Origin of the sequence: Hylemonella gracilis (assembly GCF_004328645.1) — a bacterium.
Classification (GTDB): Bacteria; Pseudomonadota; Gammaproteobacteria; order Burkholderiales; family Burkholderiaceae_C; genus Hylemonella; species Hylemonella gracilis_B.
Map to the genome: position 1 here is coordinate 2,232,018 of NZ_CP031395.1, position 25,572 is coordinate 2,257,589.

The 25,572-nt window shown below is 63.1% G+C and carries 22 protein-coding genes and 2 pseudogenes; 19 read left to right on the forward strand and 5 right to left on the reverse strand.

Features of this window, described 5'->3' with window-relative positions; genetic code table 11:
* The first annotated feature begins 21 nt into the window (after positions 1-21).
* From lpxD to DW355_RS10665, 14 genes are all read left to right on the forward strand, one after another.
* Positions 22-1,053 carry a UDP-3-O-(3-hydroxymyristoyl)glucosamine N-acyltransferase gene (lpxD, locus tag DW355_RS10600; protein ID WP_131279949.1) on the forward strand — a complete coding sequence of 344 codons (1,032 nt, stop codon included), beginning with the start codon at positions 22-24 and terminating at the stop codon, positions 1,051-1,053.
* 25 nt (positions 1,054-1,078) lie between these two features.
* Complete coding sequence (gene fabZ / locus DW355_RS10605; RefSeq protein WP_131279951.1) at positions 1,079-1,546, forward strand: 3-hydroxyacyl-ACP dehydratase FabZ; 468 nt, start codon at positions 1,079-1,081, stop codon at positions 1,544-1,546.
* Between the two features lie 36 nt (positions 1,547-1,582).
* Positions 1,583-2,371, forward strand: coding sequence for an acyl-ACP--UDP-N-acetylglucosamine O-acyltransferase (gene lpxA, locus DW355_RS10610; RefSeq protein ID WP_131279953.1), 789 nt, complete (start codon positions 1,583-1,585; stop codon positions 2,369-2,371).
* A gap of 11 nt (positions 2,372-2,382) precedes the next feature.
* Positions 2,383-3,522: a lipid-A-disaccharide synthase gene (gene lpxB, locus DW355_RS10615; protein ID WP_131279955.1), complete on the forward strand. Its 1,140-nt coding sequence runs from the start codon at positions 2,383-2,385 to the stop codon at positions 3,520-3,522.
* Positions 3,494-4,141, forward strand: coding sequence for a ribonuclease HII (gene rnhB / locus DW355_RS10620; protein ID WP_131279958.1), 648 nt, complete (start codon positions 3,494-3,496; stop codon positions 4,139-4,141). The genes lpxB and rnhB overlap by 29 nt, the downstream gene beginning before the upstream one ends.
* Complete coding sequence (locus DW355_RS10625) at positions 4,138-4,953, forward strand: TrmH family RNA methyltransferase (protein ID WP_131279960.1); 816 nt, start codon at positions 4,138-4,140, stop codon at positions 4,951-4,953. Before rnhB ends, DW355_RS10625 begins: the two co-directional genes overlap by 4 nt.
* Before the next feature lie 268 nt (positions 4,954-5,221).
* Positions 5,222-6,541, forward strand: coding sequence for an isocitrate lyase (gene aceA, locus DW355_RS10630; RefSeq protein ID WP_131279962.1), 1,320 nt, complete (start codon positions 5,222-5,224; stop codon positions 6,539-6,541).
* 229 nt (positions 6,542-6,770) lie between these two features.
* Positions 6,771-7,946, forward strand: coding sequence for a glutamine-hydrolyzing carbamoyl-phosphate synthase small subunit (gene carA, locus DW355_RS10635; RefSeq protein ID WP_207388010.1), 1,176 nt, complete (start codon positions 6,771-6,773; stop codon positions 7,944-7,946).
* Positions 7,943-8,617, forward strand: coding sequence for a leucine efflux protein LeuE (leuE, locus tag DW355_RS10640; protein WP_131279964.1), 675 nt, complete (start codon positions 7,943-7,945; stop codon positions 8,615-8,617). The genes carA and leuE overlap by 4 nt, the downstream gene beginning before the upstream one ends.
* Positions 8,618-8,631: 14 nt before the next feature.
* Positions 8,632-11,889 carry a carbamoyl-phosphate synthase large subunit gene (carB, locus tag DW355_RS10645; RefSeq protein ID WP_131279966.1) on the forward strand — a complete coding sequence of 1,086 codons (3,258 nt, stop codon included), beginning with the start codon at positions 8,632-8,634 and terminating at the stop codon, positions 11,887-11,889.
* A gap of 144 nt (positions 11,890-12,033) precedes the next feature.
* Positions 12,034-13,002 carry a helix-turn-helix domain-containing protein gene (locus DW355_RS10650; RefSeq protein ID WP_131279968.1) on the forward strand — a complete coding sequence of 323 codons (969 nt, stop codon included), beginning with the start codon at positions 12,034-12,036 and terminating at the stop codon, positions 13,000-13,002.
* A gap of 184 nt (positions 13,003-13,186) precedes the next feature.
* Positions 13,187-13,915 carry an alpha/beta hydrolase gene (locus tag DW355_RS10655; protein ID WP_131279970.1) on the forward strand — a complete coding sequence of 243 codons (729 nt, stop codon included), beginning with the start codon at positions 13,187-13,189 and terminating at the stop codon, positions 13,913-13,915.
* Positions 13,916-14,047: 132 nt separating this feature from the next.
* A complete protein-coding gene (gene greA, locus DW355_RS10660) occupies positions 14,048-14,524 on the forward strand; it encodes a transcription elongation factor GreA (RefSeq protein WP_131279972.1) in 477 nt (158 codons plus the stop codon).
* A gap of 28 nt (positions 14,525-14,552) precedes the next feature.
* Positions 14,553-14,996 (forward strand): DUF4149 domain-containing protein, encoded by a 444-nt coding sequence (locus tag DW355_RS10665; protein ID WP_131279974.1) that lies wholly within the window; start codon positions 14,553-14,555, stop codon positions 14,994-14,996.
* 71 nt (positions 14,997-15,067) lie between these two features.
* On the opposite strand, the gene DW355_RS10670 is transcribed toward DW355_RS10665, so the two are convergent.
* A complete protein-coding gene (locus DW355_RS10670) occupies positions 15,068-15,544 on the reverse strand; it encodes a YhbY family RNA-binding protein (RefSeq protein ID WP_131279976.1) in 477 nt (158 codons plus the stop codon).
* A 20-nt stretch (positions 15,545-15,564) separates the two neighbouring features.
* Between DW355_RS10670 and DW355_RS10675 the strand changes: the two genes are divergently transcribed.
* The 4 genes and pseudogenes from DW355_RS10675 (at position 15,565) to glmM (ending at position 20,687) form a co-directional block, all read left to right on the forward strand.
* A complete protein-coding gene (locus tag DW355_RS10675; protein ID WP_131279978.1) occupies positions 15,565-16,224 on the forward strand; it encodes an RlmE family RNA methyltransferase in 660 nt (219 codons plus the stop codon).
* A gap of 176 nt (positions 16,225-16,400) precedes the next feature.
* Positions 16,401-18,322, forward strand: a pseudogene (gene ftsH, locus DW355_RS10680) (ATP-dependent zinc metalloprotease FtsH).
* A 160-nt stretch (positions 18,323-18,482) separates the two neighbouring features.
* The gene (gene folP / locus DW355_RS10685; protein ID WP_131279980.1) at positions 18,483-19,337 is read left to right on the forward strand and encodes a dihydropteroate synthase; all 855 of its coding nucleotides are present in this window, start codon (positions 18,483-18,485) and stop codon (positions 19,335-19,337) included.
* Positions 19,327-20,687, forward strand: a pseudogene (gene glmM / locus DW355_RS10690) (phosphoglucosamine mutase). Before folP ends, glmM begins: the two are co-directional and overlap by 11 nt.
* 75 nt (positions 20,688-20,762) lie before the next feature.
* On the opposite strand, the gene DW355_RS10695 reads toward glmM, so the two are convergent.
* The 3 genes from DW355_RS10695 to DW355_RS10705 all read right to left on the reverse strand — a co-directional run bounded on the left by DW355_RS10695 (position 20,763) and on the right by DW355_RS10705 (position 23,629).
* A complete protein-coding gene (locus DW355_RS10695) occupies positions 20,763-21,419 on the reverse strand; it encodes a hypothetical protein (RefSeq protein WP_131279982.1) in 657 nt (218 codons plus the stop codon).
* A gap of 527 nt (positions 21,420-21,946) precedes the next feature.
* Complete coding sequence (speB, locus tag DW355_RS10700; protein ID WP_431733161.1) at positions 21,947-22,897, reverse strand: agmatinase; 951 nt, start codon at positions 22,895-22,897, stop codon at positions 21,947-21,949.
* 126 nt (positions 22,898-23,023) lie between these two features.
* On the reverse strand, positions 23,024-23,629 hold the full coding sequence (locus DW355_RS10705; RefSeq protein ID WP_131279993.1) for an FMN-dependent NADH-azoreductase: 606 nt from the start codon (positions 23,627-23,629) through the stop codon (positions 23,024-23,026).
* 179 nt (positions 23,630-23,808) lie between these two features.
* Here DW355_RS10705 and DW355_RS10710 point away from each other — a divergent pair, with 179 nt between their 5' ends.
* Entirely contained in the window at positions 23,809-24,813 is a 1,005-nt protein-coding gene (locus DW355_RS10710; RefSeq protein WP_131279995.1) for a LysR family transcriptional regulator, read from the forward strand.
* 35 nt (positions 24,814-24,848) lie between these two features.
* Here the strand turns inward: DW355_RS10710 and DW355_RS10715 are convergent, their stop codons facing one another.
* Positions 24,849-25,565: an aspartate/glutamate racemase family protein gene (locus DW355_RS10715; RefSeq protein WP_242671111.1), complete on the reverse strand. Its 717-nt coding sequence runs from the start codon at positions 25,563-25,565 to the stop codon at positions 24,849-24,851.
* Positions 25,566-25,572 lie beyond the last annotated feature (7 nt).

Here is a 25,572-nt window from a genome sequence, read left to right on the forward strand (position 1 = left end):
CAAGCGCATCAAGCGTCACGCATGGGGCATGTTGTATTGCGACTGGGTGCCATCGTCGAGCAACTCGGAGGTGAGTTGCTCGGTGATGCGCAGCTGGAGATAGAAAGTCTCGCGCCGCTGGAGTCGGCCGACATCCGCGCGCTAAGTTTCCTCAGCAGCGCCAAATACCGTTCTCAATTGACGACCACGCGGGCTGCCTGCGTCGTCGTCGCACCGGCCCTTCGGGATGAAGCGTTGGCTCGCGGAGCCTGCATCGTCACGCCGGACCCCTACGTCTATTTTGCTCGCCTGACCCAGCTCTGGCAGCGCGCGCGCAAGGCCGCATTGCCGGCCGGTCCGCGCATCCATCCGAGCGCGGTGGTGGATGCCTTGGCCGAGGTGGATTCCAGTGCCGTGATCGGCCCGCTGTGCGTGGTGGAGCGGGGCGCGAAGATCGGTGCGCATACGTGGTTGAAGTCCCGCGTGACCGTGGGTGAGGATTGCGTGATCGGCGCGCGCTGCATTCTGCATTCAGGCGTGGTCATCGGGGCCGATGGTTTCGGTTTCGCGCCTGTGCGTGCCGAGGATGGCACGTGCTGGGAAAAAATCGAACAGCTCGGCGCAGTGCGTATCGGTGACGACGTGGAAATCGGCGCGAATACCTGCATCGACCGGGGCGCCCTGGCGGACACCGTGATCGAGGACGGCGTCAAGCTCGACAACCTGATTCAGATCGCGCACAACGTGCGCGTGGGTCGCAACACGGCCATGGCGGCTTGCGTGGGTGTGGCCGGCAGCGCCGTCATCGGTGCGAATTGCACCATCGGCGGAGGCGCGGGCATAGCCGGACATCTGACCCTGGCCGACAATGTGCATGTGTCCGCGTTTTCGTTGGTTTCACGGTCCCTGCACAAGCCGGGACATTACACGGGCGTCTTTCCCCTGGACGACAACGCGTCCTGGGAAAAAAACGCTGCCACGCTCAAGCAACTCGCCGGTTTGCGCGAGCGGCTCCGTGCCTTGGAAAAGGCACGAGGTCCCGAGTCGAGTGATCCGACAAACGACAAGAATTGATTGAAGAAGCGAGAGGAAAACAGACATGAGCGCATCCACGACCGACCTGACCCGGCTGGACATTCACCAGATTCTCAAGCTCCTGCCGCACCGCTATCCCATCCTGCTCGTGGACCGCGTGCTGGAGCTCGAAAAGGGCAAGCGCATCAAGGCGCTCAAGAATGTGACCATCAATGAAGAATTCTTCAATGGCCACTTTCCGAGCCGCCCCGTGATGCCCGGCGTCTTGCAGATCGAGGCGCTAGCGCAGGCCGCGGCTCTGCTGTCCTTTGTCTCGAATGATATCGAGCAGGATGGCAAGAGCATCTATTACTTCGCGGGCATTGATGGCGCGCGCTTCAAGCGCCCGGTGGAGCCGGGTGACCAGTTGGTTCTGGAGGTCGCGCTGGAGCGGGCCAAGGCCGGCATCTACAAGTTCAAGGCCTGGGCCACCGTGGATGGCGAGCGTGCCGTCGAAGCCGAGATCATGTGCACCATGCGCCGTGTTGACTAAGAACAAAGAGGCAGCCAACCGGGAAAGCAGGGTGCCATGAGCCGTATCCATCCGACCGCCATCATCGATCCGAAAGCCGAGCTGGACGCGACAGTCGAAGTCGGCCCATATGTCGTCATTGGCCCCAACGTGAAGATTGGCGCGGGCACCCGGATTGGCCCGCACTGCGTGATCGAAGGACACACCACGATTGGTCGTGACAACCAGTTTTTCCAGTTCGGTTCCATCGGCGCCGCGCCGCAGGACAAGAAGTACGCGGGTGAGCCGACCGAGCTACGCATCGGTGACCGCAATGTGATCCGCGAGTTCTGCACCTTCAATACCGGCACCACGCAGGATGCCGGCGTGACGCGGATCGGTAGCGACAACTGGATCATGGCGTATGTGCACGTCGCCCATGATTGCGTCATCGGTGACCACAGCACCATCGCCAACAATGCCACCTTCGCCGGGCATGTTCGGGTGGGGGACTGGGTGACCGTCGGCGGCCTCACGGGCGTGCTGCAGCGCATGCGCATCGGCGCGCACGCGATGATCGGTTTCGCCAGCCATATCAACAAGGATGTGCCCCCCTTCATGGTGGTGGATGGCCATCCCCTCGAAGTGCGCGGCGTCAATCTGACGGGCCTGAAGCGGCGCGAATTTTCGGATACGCGCGTTCGGGCCATCCGCGAGATGCACAAGCTGCTGTACCGCCAGGACCTGACGCTGGACCAGTCGCGCGTCGGAATCCGGGCGTTGGCCCAGACCTCTTCCGAAGTGGAGGAGGACGTGGCGCTGATGGAGGAGTTCCTGGCCAGCAGTGCCGCGGGGATCGCGCGTTGAAGACCGTGGCCATGGTTGCTGGGGAAGCCTCCGGTGATCTGCTGGCGGGCTTGTTGCTCGACGGATTGCAGGCCCGTTGGCCCGAGGTTCGCGCACAGGGCGCCACGATGGGCATAGGCGGACCGCAGATGTTGCGACGCGGTTTCGAGGCCTGGTGGCCTAGCGAGAAGCTGGCGGTCAGCGGCTATGTCGAGGTGCTGCGTCGATACCGCGAACTGGTTGGCATCCGTGACCAATTGCGGCAACGTCTGTTGCGTGAGCGGCCCGATGTTTTCATCGGCGTCGATGCACCGGATTTCAACCTCGATCTTGAACGTAGCCTGCGCGACGCTGGCATCAAGACCGCGCACTTTGTCTGCCCTTCCATCTGGGCCTGGCGACCAGAGCGGGTGCACAAGATCAAGGCCAGCGTGGACCACGTGCTGTGCATCTTTCCCTTCGAGGTTGAATTGCTCGCACAGCATGGCATCGCCGCGACCTATGTGGGACATCCGCTCGCGAATGTGATTCCCCGGGTGCCCGACCGCGCTGCTGCGCGGGCCGGGCTGGGATTGCCGCCCGATGCACCCGTGGTCGCTGTCCTGCCCGGCAGCCGGGCCAGCGAGATCAAGCATCTCGCGGAGCGCTTCTTCGAGGCTGCGGCGCTGATGAAGCACGCCCGGCCCGATTTGCATGTGATCGTGCCTGCGGCACCCGGCCGACGGGCCGCGATCGAACAGGCGGCGCGGCGGGTGTTCGGTGCCAAGGGGCACGCGAATTTCCACGTCCTCGAGGGGCAATCCCACCAAGCCCTGGCCGCCTGCGACGTCACGCTGATCGCCAGCGGTACGGCCACGCTGGAAGCAGCCTTGTTCAAGCGACCCATGGTCGTCGCGTATGCGGTCCATTGGCTCACAGCCTGGATCATGAGGGGCAAGAAGCTGCAGCCCTGGATCAGCCTGCCCAACATTCTCTGTCGCGATTTTGTCGTCCCCGAATTGCTGCAGGACGAAGCGCCACCGGAAAAGCTGGCAGCCGCCACCCTGGCCTGGTTGGACGACCCGGCACGTGTCGCGGCGGTGCAGGCCCGCTTTGATGCCTTGCATGCCGAGCTGCAGCGCGACACTCCAACCTTGGCTGCCGATGCGATCGCCCAGATCCTCCCGGCCTGACGCCGAGCAGGTTGCGCAAATCCGCCTGATGTGGGACACGCCGGGCCTGCTGGCCGGCGTGGACGAAGCCGGGCGTGGCCCGTTGGCCGGGCCCGTGGTGGCTGCCGCCGTCATTCTGGATGAGTTGAATCCCATTGAAGGTCTGGCGGATTCCAAGAAGCTCACGGCCGCGCGGCGGGAACGGCTGTACGACGAAATCCGCGCCAAGGCCTTGTGCTGTGCCATCGCGCAAGCCAGCGTGGAAGAGATTGACACCCTGAACATCCTGCAGGCGACCTTGCTGGCCATGCGGCGCGCCGTGGAGGGCTTGCGTTTGAAGCCATCCAAGGTGTTGGTGGACGGCAACCAGTTGCCACGTCTGTCCATGCTGTCGGAGGCCGTGGTCCGGGGTGACGCCCTGGTGCCGGCCATCTCGGCGGCGTCCATCCTGGCCAAGGTGCACCGTGATCGCTGGTGCCAGGCGTATGACCGTGAATTTCCTCAGTACGGTTTCGCCGCACACAAAGGGTATGGCACGGCAGTGCATCTGGCTGCGCTGCGTGCGCACGGGGCCTGTCCGCAACACCGACGCTCATTTGCGCCCGTGGCGCAGGTGGTGCACGCGGGGAGGGCGTCATGAGCCAGTCCCAGGCCCAGCACATCAGCTCGCGTGACAACCCTCTGCTGAAGGAGTTGCGCCGTCTTGCGCAGGACAACACGGCTTACCGCAAGTCCGGCGCGGCTGGTCGGGTCTGGGTCGAAGGTGACCATCTGGCACGGGCGGCCCTGCTGCGTGGCTGGCGGCCGGCACTGGTCGTACTGGCCGAATCGGCCTGGCCGCGCTGGGGCGGGGAATTCGGTGATGCGAGCCGTACCGGCGCTGAACGCACCGTGCTGCTGTCCGATCCGTTGTTTGCAGGCATCAGCGCATTGGAGTCGATTGCGCCTGAATCGGGCCTGGGCCTCGTGTTCGACTTGCCTGCCGAGACCGCCATCCAGCCCGAGTTGCCCACCGTCATCCTGGACCGCGTGCAGGACGCGGGCAATGTCGGCTCCATCCTGCGCAGCACGGCCGCCTTCGGCTGCAAGCAGGTGCTGGCGCTCAAGGGCACGGCGGCACTCTGGAGCCCCAAAGTACTGCGTTCCGGCATGGGGGCGCACTTTGGTTTGCACCTGGTCGAGGGCCTGGCTGTGGATGATCTGACGGCCTTGCAGGTCCCGTTGCTCGTGACCAGTTCCCATGAGGGGGAGCTTCTGCACCGCGCCCGCTTGCCCTGGCCTTGTGCCTGGGTGTTGGGGCACGAAGGGCAGGGCGTGGGTGAGCCCTTGATGGCGCGTGCCGCGCTCAAGTTGCGCGTTGCCCAACCGGGCGGCGAGGAATCGCTCAACGTTGCGGCTGCTGCAGCCATCTGCCTGCATGCCAGCGCGCTGTCCAGTCCTGAGCTGTCCTGAGCTGGGCCGTTTTCACGGGCCCAGCACTTTTTCCTGCTTTATGAAAATGTGCTGTGCTGCGGCGCAGCATTTTTTCTTGATATGAGATATTTGATTTCTCATTGAGAAAATTAATTGATAAGTTATTGATTTAAAAGAAATAAAAAAACTCCTGACCTCTGGACTGGGAGGTGCATCTCGAGCGTGGTCACACCTACATTGAGGTGGTCGCAAGCTTCATCCATCGCCTGCGCATCCCGTGTTTCAACCATGACCCAAGGAGTTCCCCATGCCCCAGACCCTGACCGAACAGCTCAGCCGTGAGCAACAAGCCGCCGCCCTGGAAAAAGATTGGGCGAGCAATCCGCGCTGGAAAGGCATCGAGCGCGGTTACAGCGCCGCCGATGTCGTGCGCCTGCGTGGTTCCTTTCCCATCGAGCACACCGTCGCACGCCGCACGGCTGAGAAACTCTGGGATCTGTTGCACACCACGCCGTACGTGAACTGCCTGGGCGCATTGACGGGCGGGCAGGCCATGCAGCAGGTCAAGGCCGGCGTGAAGGCCATCTACCTCTCGGGCTGGCAGGTTGCCGCCGACAACAACACATATGCGTCCATGTACCCGGACCAATCCCTCTATCCCGTGGATTCGGTGCCCAAGGTGGTCGAGAGCATCAACAACACATTCCGCCGCGCCGACGAGATCCAGCATGCCAAGGGCGTCAACCCTGGCGACAAGGACTACATCGATTATTTCGCGCCCATCGTGGCGGATGCCGAGGCCGGTTTTGGAGGGGTGCTGAACGCCTTCGAGCTCATGAAGGCCATGATCCGCGCAGGCGCTGCGGGCGTGCATTGGGAGGATCAACTGGCGTCCGTCAAGAAATGTGGCCACATGGGCGGCAAGGTACTGCTGCCCACGCGTGAGTCCTGCCAGAAGTTGATTGCCGCGCGCATGGCTGCGGACGTCATGGGAGTGCCGACGCTGGTGATCGCGCGCACCGATGCCGAAGCCGCCGATCTGTTGACCTCCGACTACGACGAGATTGACCAGCCCTTCCTGACCGGTGAGCGCACGGCCGAAGGTTTCTTCAAGACGCGCAAGGGCCTGGATCAGGCCGTGGCCCGTGCGAACGCCTATGCCCGCTATGCCGACCTGGTGTGGTGCGAGACCGGCACGCCCGACCTGAACTTCGCGAGGAAGTTCGCCGAAGCCGTGCACAAGGTGCATCCCGGCAAGATGCTGGCCTACAACTGCTCGCCGTCGTTCAACTGGAAGAAGAACCTGGACGACGCGACCATCGCCAAGTTCCAGCGTGAGCTCGGTGCCATGGGCTACAAGTATCAGTTCATCACGCTGGCCGGCATCCACAGCATGTGGTTCAACATGTTCGATCTGTCGCAGGACTATGTGAAGCGCGGCATGACGGCCTACGTGGAGCGCGTGCAGGAGCCCGAATTCGCCGCCCGCGACCGTGGCTACACCTTTGTGTCGCACCAGCAGGAGGTGGGCACCGGCTACTTCGACGAGGTGACCACGGCGATCCAGGGCGGACGTTCCAGCGTCACGGCGTTGACCGGTTCGACCGAGGAAGAGCAATTCCACTGAGTCCGGTGTCAGGTTTTTCGCGGCCCGCCTTCTTTCGGTAGGCATCGCCGCGGAATTTCTAGCGGGGTCACGCTCAGGGGCGTGACCCCGCTCCGCTATAATGCGAGGCTGTTCAGAAATCAGCGCGCCCGCAGCGCATTTCCTTCGAACCTTCCCTCACCAAAAGCAGCAAAGACAGGCCGAGTTCCTGGAGATGCTAAGGGCGCGCCCGTAACCAACGGAGTCCCCAGTGCTTTTGTCTCTTCAAGGCGCGCAACAACCGCAGCCTCCCGCCATCCTGGCGCTTGCAGACGGCACGGTCTTTCTCGGCAATTCCATCGGTGCCCCGGGTGCCACCCTCGGTGAGGTGGTGTTCAACACCGCCCTCTCCGGCTACCAGGAAATCCTCACCGACCCGAGCTATTGCCGCCAGATCGTCACGCTGACTTATCCGCACATCGGCAACTACGGCATCAACGCCGAGGACGTGGAATCAGAACAGATCCACGCCGCGGGCCTCATCATCAAGGACCTGCCGCTGCTGGCTTCCAACTTCCGCAGCACCGAAACACTCACGCAGTACCTCGTGCGCGAAAAGACCGTGGCGATCGCCAACATCGACACGCGCAAGCTCACGCGCATGTTGCGCGCCAAGGGCGCCCAGAACGGTGCCATCGTCGCGCTGAAGGCGGGTGAGTCGGTCACGCAGGCGCATATTGGCGACGCGATCGCACGTGCCCAGTCCGCGCCCAGCATGGCGGGACAGGATCTCGCCAAGGTGGTGAGCGTCGCGCAACCCTATGAGTGGACGCAGACCGAATGGCAACTGGGAACCGGGTATGGCGTGCTGGAGCAAGCCAAGTTCCATGTCGTCGCCTATGACTTTGGCGTGAAGAAGAACATCCTGCGCATGTTCGCTTCGCGCGGCGTCAAGGTCACGGTGGTGCCCGCGCAGACGTCTGCCGCCGAGGTGCTGAAGTATCAGCCGGATGGCGTGTTTCTCAGCAACGGCCCGGGAGATCCGGAGCCTTGCGACTACGCGATCGCGGCGACCAAGGCATTCCTTGCGCAAGGTCTGCCGACCTTCGGCATCTGCCTCGGACACCAGATTCTTGGTCTGGCGTTGGGGGCCAAGACGTTCAAGATGAAGACGGGTCACCACGGTGCCAACCATCCGGTGAAGAACCTGGAGACGGGACGTGTGAGCATCACCAGCCAGAACCATGGTTTCGCCGTGGACCCCAGGACGTTGCCGGCCAGTAGCCGCGAGACCCATGTGTCGCTGTTTGATGGCACCCTGCAAGGCTTTGAATGCACGGACAAGCCCGCTTTCGGATTCCAGGGCCACCCCGAGGCGTCGCCCGGGCCGCATGACATCGCCTATCTGTTCGATCGTTTCGTCAAAATGATGGAAGCCCGCGCATGAGTTTCTACGGTGTCACCGATCTCTGGACGTATGTGCTGGGAGCCATCGGCATCGTCTTGCTGCCTGGCCCCAATTCTCTGTTCGTGCTGTCGGTGGCGACGGCGCGCGGCGTGCGTATCGGGTACCAGGCCGCCTGCGGCGTGTTCCTGGGCGACAGCATTCTGCTGCTGCTCACGGCCCTGGGCGCGGCCAGCCTGTTGCGCGGCTACCCGGCATTGTTCATGGTCGTGAAGTATGTGGGAGCCGCCTACCTGTTCTGGGTGGGGGTGAACCTGGCTTGGTCAGCCTGGCGGAAATGGCGCGCGGCAGGCACCGGCGGCGTCGCACAGGGTGCCGATGTGCAAGCCGTCGAGGCCGCGGCCCATTTGCAGGCACCTTTCCAGCGCGCGCTGGTCATCAGCCTGCTCAACCCCAAGGCCATCCTGTTCCTGCTGTCGTTCTTCGTGCAGTTCATCGACCCTGCCTACGACACGCCTGCGATTCCGTTTCTGATCCTCAGCGCCATCGTGATGGCTTTCAGCGCTGTTTACCTGTCGGTGTTGATCGTCGCGGGCGCGCGCCTGGCCGACGCCTTTCGCCAGCGCCGACGCACGTCGGCCGGTCTCTCCGGGGCCGTGGGCGCCTTGTTCCTGTGGTTCGGCTCCAAGCTGGCCACGGCCAGCCTGAACTGAATTCCGAGTAAGCCATGCCCAAACGCACAGACATTCAAAGCATCCTCATCATCGGCGCCGGCCCCATCATCATTGGGCAGGCCTGCGAATTCGATTACTCCGGCGTGCAGGCCTGCAAGGCCTTGCGCGAGGAGGGCTACAAGGTCATCCTGATCAACAGCAATCCCGCGACGATCATGACCGACCCGGCCACGGCCGACGTGACCTACATCGAACCCATCACCTGGCAGACGGTCGAGAAGATCATCGCCAAGGAAAAGCCCGACGCGATCTTGCCGACCATGGGAGGCCAGACCGCGCTGAACTGCGCGCTCGACCTCTGGCGTCATGGCGTGCTGCACAAGCACAAGGTGGAGCTGATCGGCGCGACCCCCGAGGCCATTGACAAGGCCGAAGACCGCCTGAAGTTCAAGGAGGCCATGACACGCATCGGCCTGGGCTCGGCACGCTCGGGCATTGCGCACAACCTGGAAGAAGCCTGGGCGGTACAGAAAACCGTGGGGTTTCCGGTGGTCATCCGCCCGAGTTTCACGCTGGGTGGCACCGGTGGCGGCATCGCCTACAACCCGGAAGAATTCGAGACCATTTGCAAGCGCGGCCTGGAAGCTTCGCCGACTTCGGAGCTGTTGATCGAAGAGTCACTGGTGGGCTGGAAAGAGTATGAGATGGAAGTCGTGCGCGACAAGGCCGACAACTGCATCATCGTTTGCTCGATCGAGAACCTGGACCCGATGGGCGTGCACACGGGCGATTCGATCACGGTCGCACCCGCGCAGACGCTCACCGACAAGGAGTACCAGATCATGCGCAACGCCTCCCTGGCGGTGCTGCGCGAGATTGGCGTCGACACGGGGGGCTCGAACGTGCAGTTCTCGGTCAACCCCGAGGACGGGCGCATGATCGTGATCGAGATGAACCCGCGCGTGTCGCGGTCATCCGCTTTGGCATCAAAGGCTACAGGCTTTCCGATCGCCAAGGTCGCGGCCAAGCTGGCCGTGGGCTACACGCTGGACGAACTGAAGAACGAGATCACGGGCGGCGCGACGCCCGCGTCCTTCGAGCCTTCGATCGACTATGTCGTGACCAAGATTCCGCGCTTCGCCTTCGAGAAATTCCCGACCGCCGACAGCCGCCTGACCACCCAGATGAAGTCGGTGGGCGAAGTCATGGCCATGGGTCGTACCTTCCAGGAGTCCTTCCAGAAGGCCTTGCGCGGCCTCGAGGTGGGCGTGGACGGCATGAACGAGAAGACCAAGGACCGCGAACTGCTCGAGAAAGAGCTGGGCGAGCCGGGTCCCGAGCGCATCTGGTACGTGGGCGACGCCTTCGCGGCCGGTTTCACGCTGGATGAGGTCCATGACCTCACCAAAATCGACAAGTGGTTCCTGGTGCAGATCGAGCAGATCGTGAAGATCGAGCTCGACATCGACAAACTGGTGGAGGCCAAGGGCGCGGGCGCCTTGGCCGCGCTCGATGCGGCCACGCTGCGCGAGCTGAAGAAGAAGGGGTTCTCCGATCGGCGACTGGCCAAGCTCCTCAAGACGAACGAACAGGCCGTGCGTGAGGCGCGCCGCGCGCTCAACGTGCGGCCGGTTTACAAGCGCGTGGACACCTGCGCGGCGGAGTTCGCGAGCAAGACCGCCTACATGTATTCGACCTACGAGGACGAGTGCGAAGCCGAGCCGACGAACAACAAGAAGATCATGGTGCTGGGCGGCGGGCCCAATCGCATCGGCCAGGGCATCGAGTTCGATTACTGCTGCGTGCATGCGGCGCTCGCGATGCGCGAGGATGGCTACGAGACCATCATGGTCAATTGCAACCCGGAGACGGTCTCGACCGACTACGACACCAGCGACCGCCTCTACTTCGAGCCGCTCACGCTGGAGGACGTGCTGGAGATCGTGGACAAGGAAAAGCCGCTGGGCGTGATCGTGCAGTACGGCGGCCAGACGCCGCTCAAGCTCGCGCTCGGCCTGGAAGCCAATGGCGTGCCCATCATCGGCACCAGCCCGGACATGATCGACGCGGCCGAGGACCGCGAGCGCTTCCAGAAGCTGCTGCACGAACTCAAGCTGCTGCAGCCGCCGAACGCCACCGCCCGCACCGAGGCCGAGGCCTTGGAAAAGGCCCAGGCCCTGGGCTATCCGCTGGTGGTTCGCCCGAGCTATGTGCTGGGTGGCCGTGCCATGGAAATCGTCCACGAACAGCGCGATCTGGAACGCTACATGCGCGAGGCGGTCAAGGTCAGCAACGATTCGCCGGTGCTGCTGGACCGTTTCCTGAACGATGCCATCGAATGCGACGTGGACTGCGTGCGCGACAAGTCGGGTCGGACCTACATCGGTGGCGTGATGGAGCACATCGAACAGGCTGGCGTGCACAGCGGGGACTCCGCCTGTTCCCTGCCGCCGTATTACCTGTCCAAGGCCACGGTTGACGAACTCAAGCGGCAGACTTCCGCCATGGCCAATGCCTTGCAGGTCGTGGGCCTGATGAACGTGCAATTCGCGATCCAGGAAGTCGATGGCAAAGACGTGATCTACGTGCTGGAAGTCAATCCCCGCGCCAGTCGCACCGTGCCTTTCGTCAGCAAGGCCACGGGCGTGCAGCTCGCCAAGGTGGCCGCGCGCTGCATGGCCGGCCAGACGCTGGACCAGCAAGGCATCGGCGCCGAGGTCACGCCGCCGTACTACAGCGTGAAGGAAGCCGTCTTCCCCTTCGTCAAGTTCCCTGGCGTGGACACGATCCTGGGGCCGGAGATGAAGTCCACCGGTGAGGTCATGGGCGTGGGCAAGACCTTCGGCGAAGCCTTCGTCAAGAGTCAGATCGGCGCGGGCACCAAACTGCCCAGGCCGGGGCAGGGCGCGGCCAAGGCTTTCATCTCGGTCAAGGGCAGTGACAAGCCGCGCGCGGTCGAAGTCGCTCGCGGCCTGATCGCGCAGGGTTTCACCGTGGTGGCTACCAAGGGCACGGCGGCGGCCATCCAGGCCGCAGGCCTGAGTTGCGAGGTCATCAACAAAGTGACGGAAGGGCGGCCGAATATCGTGGACATGATCAAGAACGAGGAAATCGCCCTGGTCATCAACACGGTGGAAGAGCGCCGCAACGCCATCGTCGATTCACGTCACATCCGCACTTCTGCTCTGATGGGGCGTGTCACCACCTACACCACCATCGCGGGCGCGGAAGCCGCGGTCGAGGGTATGAAATACCTCGACAACCTGGATGTGTATTCGGTGCAGGAACTGCACGCACAGCTGGCCTCCTGAAAGGGGCGAGGGGACGGGACAAATCGGGGCGCTCTTCGCGGTCGCCCTGGTTGCCTCGGACGGCACGTCCCTCTGATGCGCGAGTTGGCGTTTCAGGGCTACTCCGGGTATGGGGCCGCCCCTGATTCTTCTACAGTGCGGCGTATGCAAGCCGCCTCGTCTGATTCTTCCGTGCGCCGCTGGACCACCGAGACGGTGGCCGAGGGTCAGCGGCTGGACTACTGGGTGGGTGCGATCTGCGAGGCTTTTCTCGAAATGGGCTGCAGTTCCCGGGTCGCGCGCCTGTTCGATGGTGAGTTGACCAGCGTGCCTCTGGCGGACGTGGTGTTCAACCAGGTCATTTCCAGCACCCAGGATGTCTACCGCACGCCCGCCGCCATCGCGCGTGGTGCATCTCACCCTTATTACTTGATCGCGCAGTGGCAGCATCCCTGGCAAGTGCGCCAGGGCGGCCGATTGGTGCAACTGAGGCCAGGGGATGCGGTGTTGGTTGATTCTGCGCAGCGTTATGAGCTGCATTTTCCGGAAGCGGTTGGCTGTCTGTCCGTGCAGATTCCCCGCGTCTGGGCGGGGCGGTGGCTGAGCCAACCTGAAGGCGTACAGCCGCGCATCGCCGCGCGGGACCAGAACTGGGGCCGCGTGCTGTCCGCCTTGTGCCTGCAGCTCGGTCAGCACCCCTTGCTGGCACGCAGCTATCCCGAAGCGTTGCTTTCCGACCACCTCGGGGCCCTTCTGTCCGCCGCGCTGGAGCCTTCGCTCGCCACTGACATTCCCGCGTCCGGTCGCCCGGCCTTGCTGGCGCGCGCCCGTGACTTGATGCGACAACGGCTGGATGAAATCGGCTTGACGGCCGAGAGCGTAGCGATCGCACTCGGGGTTTCGATTCGGACTTTGCACCGTTGTTTCGCGGCGGCAGATGTCAGTTTTGCCGGGACCCTGCGCCGCTTGCGTCTCGATCAGGCGCGCGCCTGGTTGGCACAGCCGCGCTGGGCCAGGGTCGGCGTGGGAGAGATCGGCCGGCGCTGCGGCTTCGCGGATGCCTCGCATTTCACGCGGGAGTTCCAACAGGCCTTCGGCCAGACGCCGGCGCGCTGGCGCCGTGGCGTGCTCTGAGCGCCTCCGTTTTTTCCTGAATCCACTCCTCGCCCCGGCACGCATGAGCCAATTGCTTGGCGCTGGCAGACCATCGCGGCCACCTCGGGCCGCCTAAGCTTGTCCCCGGTTACGAGCCGGCGCGCGGTTGATCGCGCAGGCTGTCGCAAATCGCGGTCACATCATCATTTTCGAGGAGATGGCAATGGCGGATACCTACGTTCTGGTTCATGGCGCCTGGCACACGGGCGAGTTGATGGAGCCGGTCGCGCAACACATTCGGACCCAGGGACATGTGGTGCACTGCCCTACGCTGGCTGGCAACCGGCCTGGCGATGACCGCGCACGCATCGGTCTCAGCGAGGCAGCGCAGTCACTGGCGGACTTCCTCGTGCAGCGCAATCTGAGCGACATCCGCCTGGTGGGGCACAGTTACGGCGGCATGGTGATCAGCAAGGTCGTGGATCTGATGCCCGAACGCATCCGGCGGCTGGTGTATTGGAATGCCTTCGTCCCATTGGACGGCGAATGCCTCAACGACCTCACACCGCCGCATTACCGCACCTTGTTTGACGGCATCGCCGCCGAGAGCGGGGGCGCGGTGCGTCTGCCGTATCCCGTCTGGCGGGAGGCCTTCATCAACGATGCCGACGCGACGCTGGCCGAGCGCAGTTATGCCCAGCTCAATCCCCACCCCTACCGCACGTTCACCGAGCCGATCACGCTGCGCAGTCCGCTGGCGGCGTTGCCGATGGGCAAGAGTTATCTCAATGGTCGGCAAGACATCGCCATGCCTCACAGCCTGCCCTGGCATCCGCGTCTGTCGGAGCGCCTGGGCCTGTTCCGCCTGGTTGAGTGCGAGGGGAGTCATGAGTTGTGCTTCACGGCCCCTGAGCGCCTGGCCACCAAGATGATGGAAGCGGGGCGCGATTGAGGACGACCATCGTCACGGGCGAGCCTTTGCCGGGCTTGTGTCCGCTGCCATTCACGGCATAATTCCGTTTCGAGACCGCCGAGCGGCAACGCCCGGCGGTTTGCTTTTTTCTTGATGAAAACGGAGTATGACGTGGCCACCATTCCGATCACCCTGCGCGGCGCGGAAAAGCTCAAGACCGAATTGCACCGCCTGAAGACCGTCGACCGCCCCGCCGTCATCAACGCGATTGCCGAGGCCCGTGCCCAGGGCGACTTGAGCGAGAACGCCGAGTACGAGGCTGCCAAGGACAGGCAGGGCTTCATTGAAGGCCGTATCCAGGAGATCGAGGGCAAGCTTTCGGCTGCGCAGGTCATCGACCCCGCGGGAGTGGATGCCGGTGGCAAGGTCGTTTTCGGCGCCACCGTGGAACTCGAGGACGAAGCCACGGGAGACAGCATGACCTACCAGATCGTGGGCGAGGACGAGGCCGATCTGAAGCAGGGGCTGATCAACGTCAGCAGCCCGATCGCGCGCGCGCTGATCGGCAAGGAGGAGGGGGACACGGCGGAAGTCCAGGCCCCCGGTGGAGTGAAGCGCTACGAGATCGTGACAGTTTCCTACCGCTGAACCATCCACCCGATCGGACTCGACCCTCATGCAACGTCTTCTGTCATCCCTTCCGGCCTGGGCGGCTGCTTTGTGGTGGGGCAGCTTGACCACCATTGGTTTCCTGGTCGTGCCCCTGCTGTTCGTGCACCTGGAGACGCCGGCGATCGCGGGACGGATGGCGGCCCACCTGTTCACGGCGCAAACCTGGGTGTCCGTGGCCTGCACACTCCTTCTGCTCTTGGCTTCACGCCCGCGACGCGATGACGGCGCGTCTGCACCGCAGTCACTTGTGGACTCGGCGCGTCTGCCCGTCCTGGCGGGTCTGATGCTGGCGTTGCTGGTCGAAATCGTCGTTGCGCCACGGATCGTCGCACGCGAGAACCTGGTGCTTTGGCATCGCCTGGGCAGTGCGTTTTATTTCCTGCAATGGTTGTGCGCGGGCTGGACGTTCTGGCGCCTGAGCCAGACGGCAGCATCACATCGGGACTGAGACTGTAGGCCTGACACAGGCCACCCTTGCCCTGCAGCTGAGCTGAGCTTGAGGAACGGGACTGCGCTTGCTCAGGCTTGACTGCGCTTCTTGACGCTGGCGGGGCGAGGCTTCTTGGCCCGCTTGATCTTGCCGCCCGGGGTCAGGCGTTGGTTGCCGAGTACGCGCAGCACCTTCACTTCAGGACGCTGTCCGCCCTTCTTGCTGAACTTGAGCACCTTGACATCGCGCGGACCCGGTCGGCGGTCCTCGTCGACAGCCCGCTCTTTCTCCGGCATTGGGCGCCAGAGCACCAGCAGCTTGCCGATGTGCTGGATCGGCGCCGCGTCCAATTCTTCGGCTAGGGCGGCCAGCATGGCTTCACGTTCGGCGCGGTCGTCGGAGAAGACCCGGACCTTGATCAGGCCGTGGGCCTTGAGCGCGGCGTCGGTTTCCTTTTTGACCGCAGGCGTCAGGCCATCGCCACCGACCATGACCACGGGGTCCAGGTGGTGGGCTTCGGCCCGATATTCCTTGCGTTGGGCGACGGTGAGTTGAATGACTGGCATGAGGCTATTATCCCCTGGATATGAAAGTACAGACCAAGAGCAAAAAGGTCAACAAAGCGTGGCTCAACGACCACGTGAACGACCCCTACGTCAAGCTCGCGCAAAAGGAGGGCTACCGCGCGCGCGCGGCTTACAAGCTCAAGGAAATTGATGAAAGCCTGCGCCTGGTGAAGCCTGGCCAGGTCATTGTCGACCTGGGCTGCGCACCGGGGGCGTGGAGTCAGTACCTGCGACGTCGCCTGGCCCCCCAGGGCGCGGCGGTGGGGGAACTGAATGGCAGCGTGATTGGCCTGGATCTGTTGCCCATGGAGCCGATCGAAGGCGTGCAGTTCATCCAGGGTGATTTCCGGGAGGCCGAGGTGTTGGCGCAACTGGAGGCCCTGATGCAAGGGCGTCCTGCGGACTTGGTGGTGTCCGACATGGCGCCCAATCTGTCCGGCGTGGCCTCGGTGGATACCGCCCGAGTGGAGGAGTTGGTGACGCTGGCCATCGATTTCTGCCGCGGGCACCTCAAGCCTGCGGGAAGCCTGGTTGCCAAGGTGTTCCACGGCGGCGGCTACAACGAGTTGCTCGCTTTGTTCAAAAACAACTTCAAAACCGTGAAGCCGCTCAAGCCCAAGGCTTCGCGTGACAAGTCGTCGGAGACGTTTCTGGTCGGTACGGGCTTGAAATCGGGGTGAATGCCTCGAAAGCACCGCAAAAACAGGGTTTGCGTGCAAGCCACCCGGAGCGTAGGGAAATGAAGCCCCTGTGCCGTCAATGGCCGTCGCTGTCATTGACTATCGGGCGATGGCTTGAAAGCCCTAAAATGAATCCAAACTAAGTCCGCGCAGGATATCCCTTTCAGGAGTCGCACTTGAACAATCAATGGTTTTCCAAACTTGCTGTCTGGCTGGTGGTGGCACTGGTGCTTTTCACCGTGTTCAAGCAGTTTGACTCTCGCGGTTCTGGCTCAGCCGCCTCCATGGGCTACTCCGATTTCCTGGAGGAGGTGCGCGGCAACCGCATCAAGAGTGCCATCATCCAAGAGGGGCCAAGCGGCACCGAAATTCTTGCCACCACGACGGACGACCGCAAGGTCCGCACCACGGCCACCTACCTGGACCGTGGGCTGATTGGCGACCTCATCAACAACGACGTGAAGTTCGATGTCAAGCCGCGCGAAGAAGGCTCGCTGCTGATGACCCTGCTCGTGAGCTGGGGGCCGATGCTGTTGTTGATTGGCGTCTGGATCTATTTCATGCGCCAGATGCAGGGTGGCGGCAAGGGCGGCGCCTTCAGCTTTGGCAAGAGCAAGGCGCGCATGCTGGACGAGAGCAACAATCAGGTGACTTTCGCCGACGTGGCCGGTTGCGACGAAGCCAAGGAGGAAGTGACCGAAGTGGTGGACTTCCTGAAGGACCCGCAGAAGTTCCAGAAGCTGGGTGGGCGCATCCCGCGTGGTTTGTTGCTCGTGGGCCCTCCGGGCACGGGCAAGACGCTGCTCGCCAAGGGCATCGCGGGCGAGGCCAAGGTCCCATTCTTCAGCATCTCGGGTTCGGACTTCGTCGAAATGTTCGTGGGTGTGGGCGCGGCCCGGGTGCGCGACATGTTCGAGAATGCCAAGAAGAACGCGCCCTGCATCATCTTCATCGACGAAATCGACGCCGTGGGGCGTCAGCGCGGCGCGGGCCTGGGTGGCGGCAATGACGAGCGCGAACAGACGCTGAACCAGATGCTGGTGGAGATGGATGGTTTCGAGACCAATCTCGGCGTCATCGTGGTCGCCGCGACCAACCGCCCGGACATCCTGGATTCCGCCCTGCTGCGTCCCGGCCGTTTCGACCGCCAAGTCTATGTGACGCTGCCCGACATCCGCGGGCGTGAGCAGATCCTGAACGTCCACATGCGCAAGATTCCGATCAGCCAGGACGTGGCGCCGGCCATCATCGCCCGGGGTACTCCGGGCATGAGCGGTGCCGATCTCGCCAACCTCTGCAACGAAGCTGCGCTGATGGCGGCGCGCCGCAACGCGCGCAACGTGGAAATGCAGGACTTCGAGAAGGCCAAGGACAAGATTCTGATGGGCCCCGAGCGCAAGAGCATGGTCATGCCTGAGGATGAGCGCAAGAACACGGCCTACCATGAAAGTGGCCACGCCCTGATTGGCAAGCTGCTGCCCAAGTGCGATCCCGTGCACAAGGTGACCATCATCCCGCGCGGCCGTGCCCTGGGTGTCACGATGAGCCTGCCCGAGAAGGATCGCTACAGCTATGACCGTGAATACATGCTGAACCAGATCAGCATGCTGTTCGGGGGCGCATCGCGGAAGAGGTCTTCATGCACCAGATGACTACGGGCGCCAGCAATGACTTCGAACGCGCGACGCATCTGGCTCGCGACATGGTGATGCGCTACGGAATGAGCGATGCGCTGGGACCGATGGTCTATGCAGAGAACGAAGGGGAGGTCTTTCTGGGGCGTTCAGTCACCAAGACGACCAACATCAGCGAGCAGACCATGCAGAAGGTGGATGCGGAAGTGCGCCGCATCATTGACGAGCAGTACAAGCTGGCGCGCAAGCTGATCGAGGACAACGCCGACAAGATGCACGTGATGGCCAAGGCCTTGCTCGATTGGGAAACCATCGACATGGACCAGATCAACGACATCATGGCTGGCAAGGAGCCGAATCCTCCCAAGGACTGGACCCCCAAGACCAAGGACGCGACCAAGTCCGACGGCGGCGATGCCGGTGGTGCCGCAGTAGGCACTCAGCACGCCCCCACGGCTGCTTGAGTCAGGCATGGCGATGTGACGCCGCCGACGAAGGTGTTGCCATGAAGCGCCTGTTCTGGCGCGGGGCTGTTTGGCGATGATGGATCGCTGACAGCAAAGGCGATAATCACAGACGGGGCAGGGAACCCAGGTTCCTGCCCCGTTTGTTTATTTGATCTTCATGTTCTGGCAAACCACCCGATATCGCATCGATCTGTCGACTCCGCAGATCATGGGCATCGTCAATGTCACGCCCGACTCCTTCTCGGACGGGGGGCGTCATGCGAAGGCGAACGCGGCACTTCTGCACTGCGAGCGTCTCTTGAAGGATGGCGCACATATTCTCGACATCGGCGGTGAGTCGACCCGACCCGGTAGCCCGCCTGTCTCGCTGGAAGAAGAGCTGGCGCGCGTGCTGCCTGTGCTTCATGGGGCGCTCACGCTGGGGGTTCCGGTTTCGATCGACAGCTACAAACCCGAGGTGATGCGGGTGGCGCTGGATCTCGGGGTGGACATCCTCAACGACATCTGGGCCTTGCGTCAGCAGGGGGCAGAGGAACTGATGGCACGGCACCCTGCTTGTGGGGTCTGTCTCATGCACATGCACCGTGATCCCCAGACCATGCAGACCGTGCCCATGGAGGGTGACGTGGTTCCTCAGGTGCATGGATTCCTGGCGGAGTCCGCCCGGAGTCTGCGTGCGCGCGGTGTCGCGCCCGAGCGCATTGTGCTGGACGCCGGGATCGGGTTCGGAAAAACTGTGGCGCAGAACTTTGCCCTGCTGGCCCGACAAAACGAGCTGCTTGACCTCGGCTATCCTTTGCTCGCGGGCTGGTCCCGCAAGTCCTCGCTGGGGGCGGTGACGGGCTTGGCGGAGGCGGCAGAGCGCATGGTTCCCAGTGTGGCCGCAGCCTTGCTGGCCGTGGAGCGTGGCGCGGCGATTGTGCGCGTGCACGATGTGCGAGAGACGATCCAGGCCCTGCAGGTTCTGGAGGTCACGCGCGCCCAGGAAAAAAAGGAAAACAATGAGCAGTAGAAAGTACTTCGGCACCGATGGCATTCGTGGCACCGTGGGCCAGGAACCGATCACGCCGGATTTTGTCTTGCGCCTTGCCCATGCGGTAGGTCGGGTGCTCAAGCGCCACGAGTCTGACGCTGACACGCGCCCACTGGTGCTGATCGGCAAGGACACGCGCATTTCCGGCTACATGCTCGAGAGCGCGTTGGAATCTGGTTTCAATTCCGCCGGCGTGGACGTGCTCTTGCTGGGCCCTTTGCCGACCCCTGGCGTCGCCTACCTGACCCGCGCGCAGCGCGCGAGCCTGGGCGTGGTCATCAGCGCCAGCCACAACCCGTATCCGGACAACGGCATCAAGTTCTTCAGCGCCGCAGGCGCCAAGCTGCCCGACGAGTGGGAGGCCGAGGTCGAAGCCGCCCTGGAAGAACCGCCGCATTGGGTCGAATCCTCCCGTCTGGGGCGTGCGCGTCGCCTGGAAGATGCGGCCGGACGGTACATCGAGTTCTGCAAAAGCACCTTCGCGAGTGATCTCACGCTCAAGGGCGTCAAGATTGTGGTGGATTCGGCGCATGGCGCGGCCTACCAAGTCGCGCCCAAGGTGTTCCATGAGTTGGGTGCGGAGGTCATTACCATCGGCGGCAACCCAGATGGGTTGAACATCAACCAGGGCGTCGGAGCAACGCATCCGGAAGCACTGGTCGCGGCTGTCCAGGCGCAGGGCGCTCACTACGGTGTCGCCTTCGATGGCGATGCAGACCGCCTGCTGATGGTGGACGGGCAAGGGCGTCTCTACAACGGCGATGAGCTGCTGTACCTGATGGTCAACGAACGCCTGAGCCAGGGGGAGCAGGTGCCTGGCGTGGTGGGCACGCTGATGACGAATATGGCGGTGGAGCTCGCGCTCAAGAAGCGTGGCCTGCAGTTCGTGCGTGCCAAGGTGGGTGACCGGTACGTTCTGGAGGAGCTGATTGCACGTGGGTGGTTGCTGGGGGCGAGGGCTCGGGCCACCTGCTGGCGCTCGATAAGCAGACCACAGGAGATGGCTTGGTCAGCGCCTTGCAAGTGCTGCAGGCGTGCGCGCGCGGCAAGCAGTTGTCAGAGTTGTTGGCGGATGTGAGCCTGTTCCCGCAGACACTCATCAACGTCCGCATGGATCCGAACCGCATGCCGCAATGGAAGACGACGTGGAAGACCCATGCCGGCTTGCTGGCGACTCAGCGCGCCGTCGAACTTGAACTGGGCGAAACAGGTCGTGTGCTCATCCGCGCAAGCGGCACCGAGCCACTGCTGCGCGTGATGGTCGAGGCGCGCGACGCGGTGCAGGCCCGGTTGTGCGCCGAGCGCATTGCCGCGGCATTTCAAGGTTGATGGGCGTCTTTTCTGTTGCACCCTTCACCATGCCCGGCGCGGATAACGCTTGTGGCATGGTCGCCCTGCGCAGGCTCAGTCATGGGTGGGCTGTTCCGCGTTCTTGTGAAAATTGCCGAAGAACGCGGCGCTCAGCTCATCGCTTTTGAATGAGCGCACCGACATCATGGTCTGCATTTCCGTCAACCAGGAACTGATGTACTTGTAGGTGGACACCTTACCGTAGTCTTGGGCCATCTTCAACAGGGCGCCCGCGTCAAATTTATGGATCAATGTCCTGACGTCACGTTGAATCCGACTGGTGTCTTCGGTGAAGAAGTCGGTGTTATTCAGTAGATCCACCAGCAAAAACTCCGGTCTGATCTGCGCGGGGTAGCGCGAGCGACGGCGAACGTCGAAGGTCACTTCGCCCAGGCGGAAGATGCCATGGCGCTTGCGGTTGTAGACCAAATGCATGTCGAACTTGGGCGTGAGGACCAGCCCCAGGGAAAGATATTCCTGCCAAGGTAGCAGGAGGAAATCATCAATGCCCAGGAATCCTTCGAGCAGCGACTTGCTGGTCAACGGGGAGTAGCTTCGAGGGGAAGGCCCTCGGTAGTGGTAGAGGCCCTGGGTGATTTTTTCCAGTGAGCCTTGTGCAACGAGCTGGCGAATTCGGTGATCCGTGAAGACCAGATCACAGACAAGATCCTCTCGGCGATAGACCTTGCCAGGCTCCAGTTTCTCTTCCATGTTCTTTTCGCTTCTGTCCATGGTGTGACGCTCCTTTCCCTGCGCGCAATGAAGTCACGTACCTGATGACAGATACGTGGCGGACACCAACGAACGACCTGCGAAAACTGTGGGCCAGTTTTTTGAGTATTCAGTTTATAAAACAGATTGGCATATCTGTTATCGATAGAGTATCTGTATGCGAAATTTTTCGCAACAGCGCGGAAGAAAAACCCCAGTCATCCGAATTCATCAGGATTGATGAGCCGTTTTTTGCCTTAATTGAAGGTTTTTTCCGCGACTGATTCAGTTCACTATTTTTGTGATCCGGTGTTTCTCAAGAGAGCTTCGCGTGTCTCCGGATTAGCGCTGGCTTTGAGCATACCCGCAGGTGCCGAGCGCGGCATAGGCTGGTCTAGCCACGGATTTGATACCCCATACGGATAGCCCCTATGCTTTTTTGAAGCCGTCATTGGACGGGGGTCGGATTCCGCCGGTCGGCCAGGATTGCCCGGGGCACAGGGGCCGATGCAGGGTGGCCGGGCAATTCAACGGGGTTGTATTTTTGCACTTCCCTCGTGGGCGATGCGCCCGCACAGATAGGTCCAGACAAAGGCGGCGGCGGCTTGACTGCTCAGTTCTGCGTGGTCGTAGGGCGGAGCGACTTCCACGCAGTCCATGCCCACGAAAGGAAGGTCGGCCAATTCCTCCAGGATACTCAGCACCTGGTTGCTGCTCATGCCACCAGGTTCGGGTGTGCCTGTGCCTGGCGCGTAGGCCGGGTCTAGGCAGTCGATGTCCAGTGTCAGATACAGCGGCGGATGACCATGTTGTTGCAAGCGCTCTCGGATGGCCGACAGCAGCGGCGTGAGCTGGGCCGGACTTTCCAGCCCACGTAGAGCACGACCCGTGTAGATCTGCCCGCCCTGCGTACGCACGTATTCGCGCGCGGCACGCTCCCCGGAGGAGCGGATACCGATTTGTGTAAAGCACTCCGGGATGACCAATCCTTCCTGGATTGCCTCGTATACCCAGGTGCCGTGGCCGCTCGGCTCCCCAAAGTGGTCTTGCCAGGTGTCGCAATGCGCGTCGAAATGGATCACTGCCAATGGGCGGCCCAGCCATTCGCGGTAGGCGCGCAGCAGAGGCAGCGTGATGGAATGGTCTCCGCCCAGCCAGCACATGTGATGCATGCGCAGCAGGGGGGCGACCAGGGGCATCATCGCGGCGCGCATGCCCGTCAGGCTGGTGTTGGGCAAGGGCAGATCGCCCGCATCACCCAGCAGGCCCAGGGGTGTGACGTCGAAATGGGGGTGGATCGCATCGCACAGCATGTGGCTGGCTTCGCGGATGGCGCGCGGGCCGAAGCGCGCGCCGGGACGATTGGTTACCGCGCCATCCCAGGCAATCCCGGCGACCGCGTAAGGCGTACTGGCGTCGGCGGGCGCCGCCTTGAGAAACGAGGTGTGGGAAAGAAAAGCAAAGCTCATGTCTGGCATTGTCGCCGTGTCGTCTTCTGGGCCTGCGATGCCGAGCCACGCCTTGCGTGAATGGACGCGAAAAAGGCCACCTCGCGGTAGCCTTCTTTTCTTACTGGAACCCGCCCCAAAAGGGCAGGTCGCATATCAGGCGGCTTGCTTCGCCTGAGCCTGGTTGGCCGCCAGCGTGGGCTTGATGCTGGCCTGCGCTTCGGAGATGGCCTTGGCCTTGGCTTCGGCGCCCATGTTCACGCCTTCTGCGCGCACGAAACGCACGTCGGTGATGCCGAAGAAGCCGAACACGGCTTGCAGGTAGCTCTCCTGGTGTTCCAGGGCGCGGCCCATTTCGCTGTTGGAATAGTAACCACCGCGGCTGGAGGCCACGATGACCGTCTTGCCCTGGGCCAGGCCTTCAGGGCCCTTCTCGGTGTAGCGGAAGGTGCGGCCGGCCTGCGCCAGGCGGTCGATCCAGGCCTTGAGTTGGCCGGGGATGGAGAAGTTGTACAGCGGCGCGCCGACGACGATCACGTCCGCAGCCAGGAACTGGCTGACCAGGCGTTCGGAGACTTCGTCCTTGAAGCCGCCGCTCAGCACCTGGCCGTCCAGGTGGCCGGGGGCGTTGATGGCCAGGTCGAGGTAATCCACCGTGGCGCCGGGGTTGGCAGCCTTCCATTCGGCGGCGATGGCCTGGGTCAGTTGGCGGGAGACGGAGTTGGCGCCAGTGATGGCGGAGTCAACATGCAGCAGTTTCATGATGGATTCCTTGCAAAAAGAGACAACGGGGTGGAATGAGGGAATTGACGCCCTGTATTCTGCTGGCGTGATGAATAATTGATAAGAAGCCAAAATTGCGATTTATCGTCCTGAATTTGGGACAATAAAGGGGTTGAAATCGAGAAACTGAAGGTCTGTTGAACCAAAGAAGGCTGCCCATGCAGGATCTGAACGACATGCTTTATTTCGCCGAGGTGGTTGAGCGCGGCGGATTCGCGGCCGCGGGCCGGGTGCTCGGTATTCCCAAGTCGCGTCTGTCACGCCGGATCGCCGAACTAGAGCTGCGGCTGGGTGTGCGCCTCTTGCAGCGCACCACGCGCAAGTTGTCGCTGACGCAAGCCGGTGAGATCTACCTACGCCACTGCGCCGCTGTCCGGGATGAGGCGCAGGCGGCCCACGATGCCTTGACGGCTGTGCAGGTGGAGCCGCGCGGCGTCATCCGCGTGGCCTGTCCCATCACGCTGGCTCAGACCACGGTGGGCCATCTGGTTCCGCATTTCATGGCCCAGTACCCTCAGGTGCGCGTGGAGATGCGCGTGAGCAATCGCGTTGTGGACCTGGTTGAGGAGGGCGTGGACGTGGCCTTGCGCGTGCGTGTCTCGCTGGACGACAGCGGCAGCCTGGTGGTCAAGCACCTCGGAGAAAGCCGCTCAATGCTGGTGGCTGCACCGGACCTGCTGGTCCGGCAGGGTCAGCCACGGACGGTGCAAGACCTGGCCAACCTGGACACGGTGGCCATGTCCGCCGTGGAAGGTCGCTCTACGCTGCGTCTGCTCGGCCCTGAACTCAGTGGGAAAAGATCGGAGCACTTGCTGAACCACCAGCCGCGTTACGTGGCGGACGATCTGGTGACGCTGCAGCACGCCGTGCAACGCGGCATCGGCATGACGGCCCTGCCGGACTACCTGTGCCACACGGCCCTGGCCGATGGCCGTCTGGTGGAAGTCTTGCCCGGTTGGGCGCCGCAGGCCGGCATCGTCCACGCCGTCTTTCCCTCACGGCGCGGCTTGAATCCCGCCGTCAGGCGCTTTCTGGATTTTCTTGGAGCGCACCTGAGGGGCCATGAGATCGTGATCGGCGAGGAGGTCTGCGTGCCCTCTCTCCAGGACACCTGGACGCCTAGCGGGTCTGGCTCGGCCCCGAGCGGTGTCGCGCCGGGCTGAGACCTGCACCGGGTTCTGTCACGCTCCGCAGCCCGTCACAGCCAGTGCGGACAACCCAGGCTGGCCGAGCGGGGGGCGGACCAGATCTGGCGCGCGGCGGCCCGCACACTGTCGATCAGCGGCACGTCGACCTGATCTTGCAGCACGGCCGCCAGACCGCCCAGGCCGGCGCCGCCGAGGACGATGGCGTCCACCCCAAGTTCGGCCCGCACCTTGCGACAAGCCTCCACCAGCAGGGCATGCGCCGCCACCGGGTCGGCGCGCAACTGGGCGCCGCTGAGTGGCACGGTCTCGATGGCGCTCACGCGCTGGCCGCCGCTCAAGGCGGGCAACAGTTTGCGCAGCATGGGACCCCAGGCCGCGCCACCCGTCACGATGGCGGATCGACCTGACCCGCTGGTTTGGCTTGACGCATCCATGACCTGAACCGCCTCCAGGAGCGCGGCTTCCGCCAGTCCCGTGACCGGGCAGCTCGCGGTCTCGCGCAGGGCGAAGAGCCCCGGGTCGCCGAAGCAGCCGACGATCACGCCGTCGAACGGCGCACTGCGTTCCGCGCTGGCCCGTCGCCAGGCCTGCAGCGTGGCATGTCCGGCCACGGCATACCCCGCTTCGTCAGCGATGTAGGGCGCGCCGAAGGTCGCCGTGACGGCGTGCACGTTCACGTCCGAGGGACTGGACGCGCGCACCAGCGCGGCTAGGGTTTCGGTGATTTCGGTCGTTGTGTTGGGGTTGATGAGTAGCAGTTCGCGCATGGCGGGC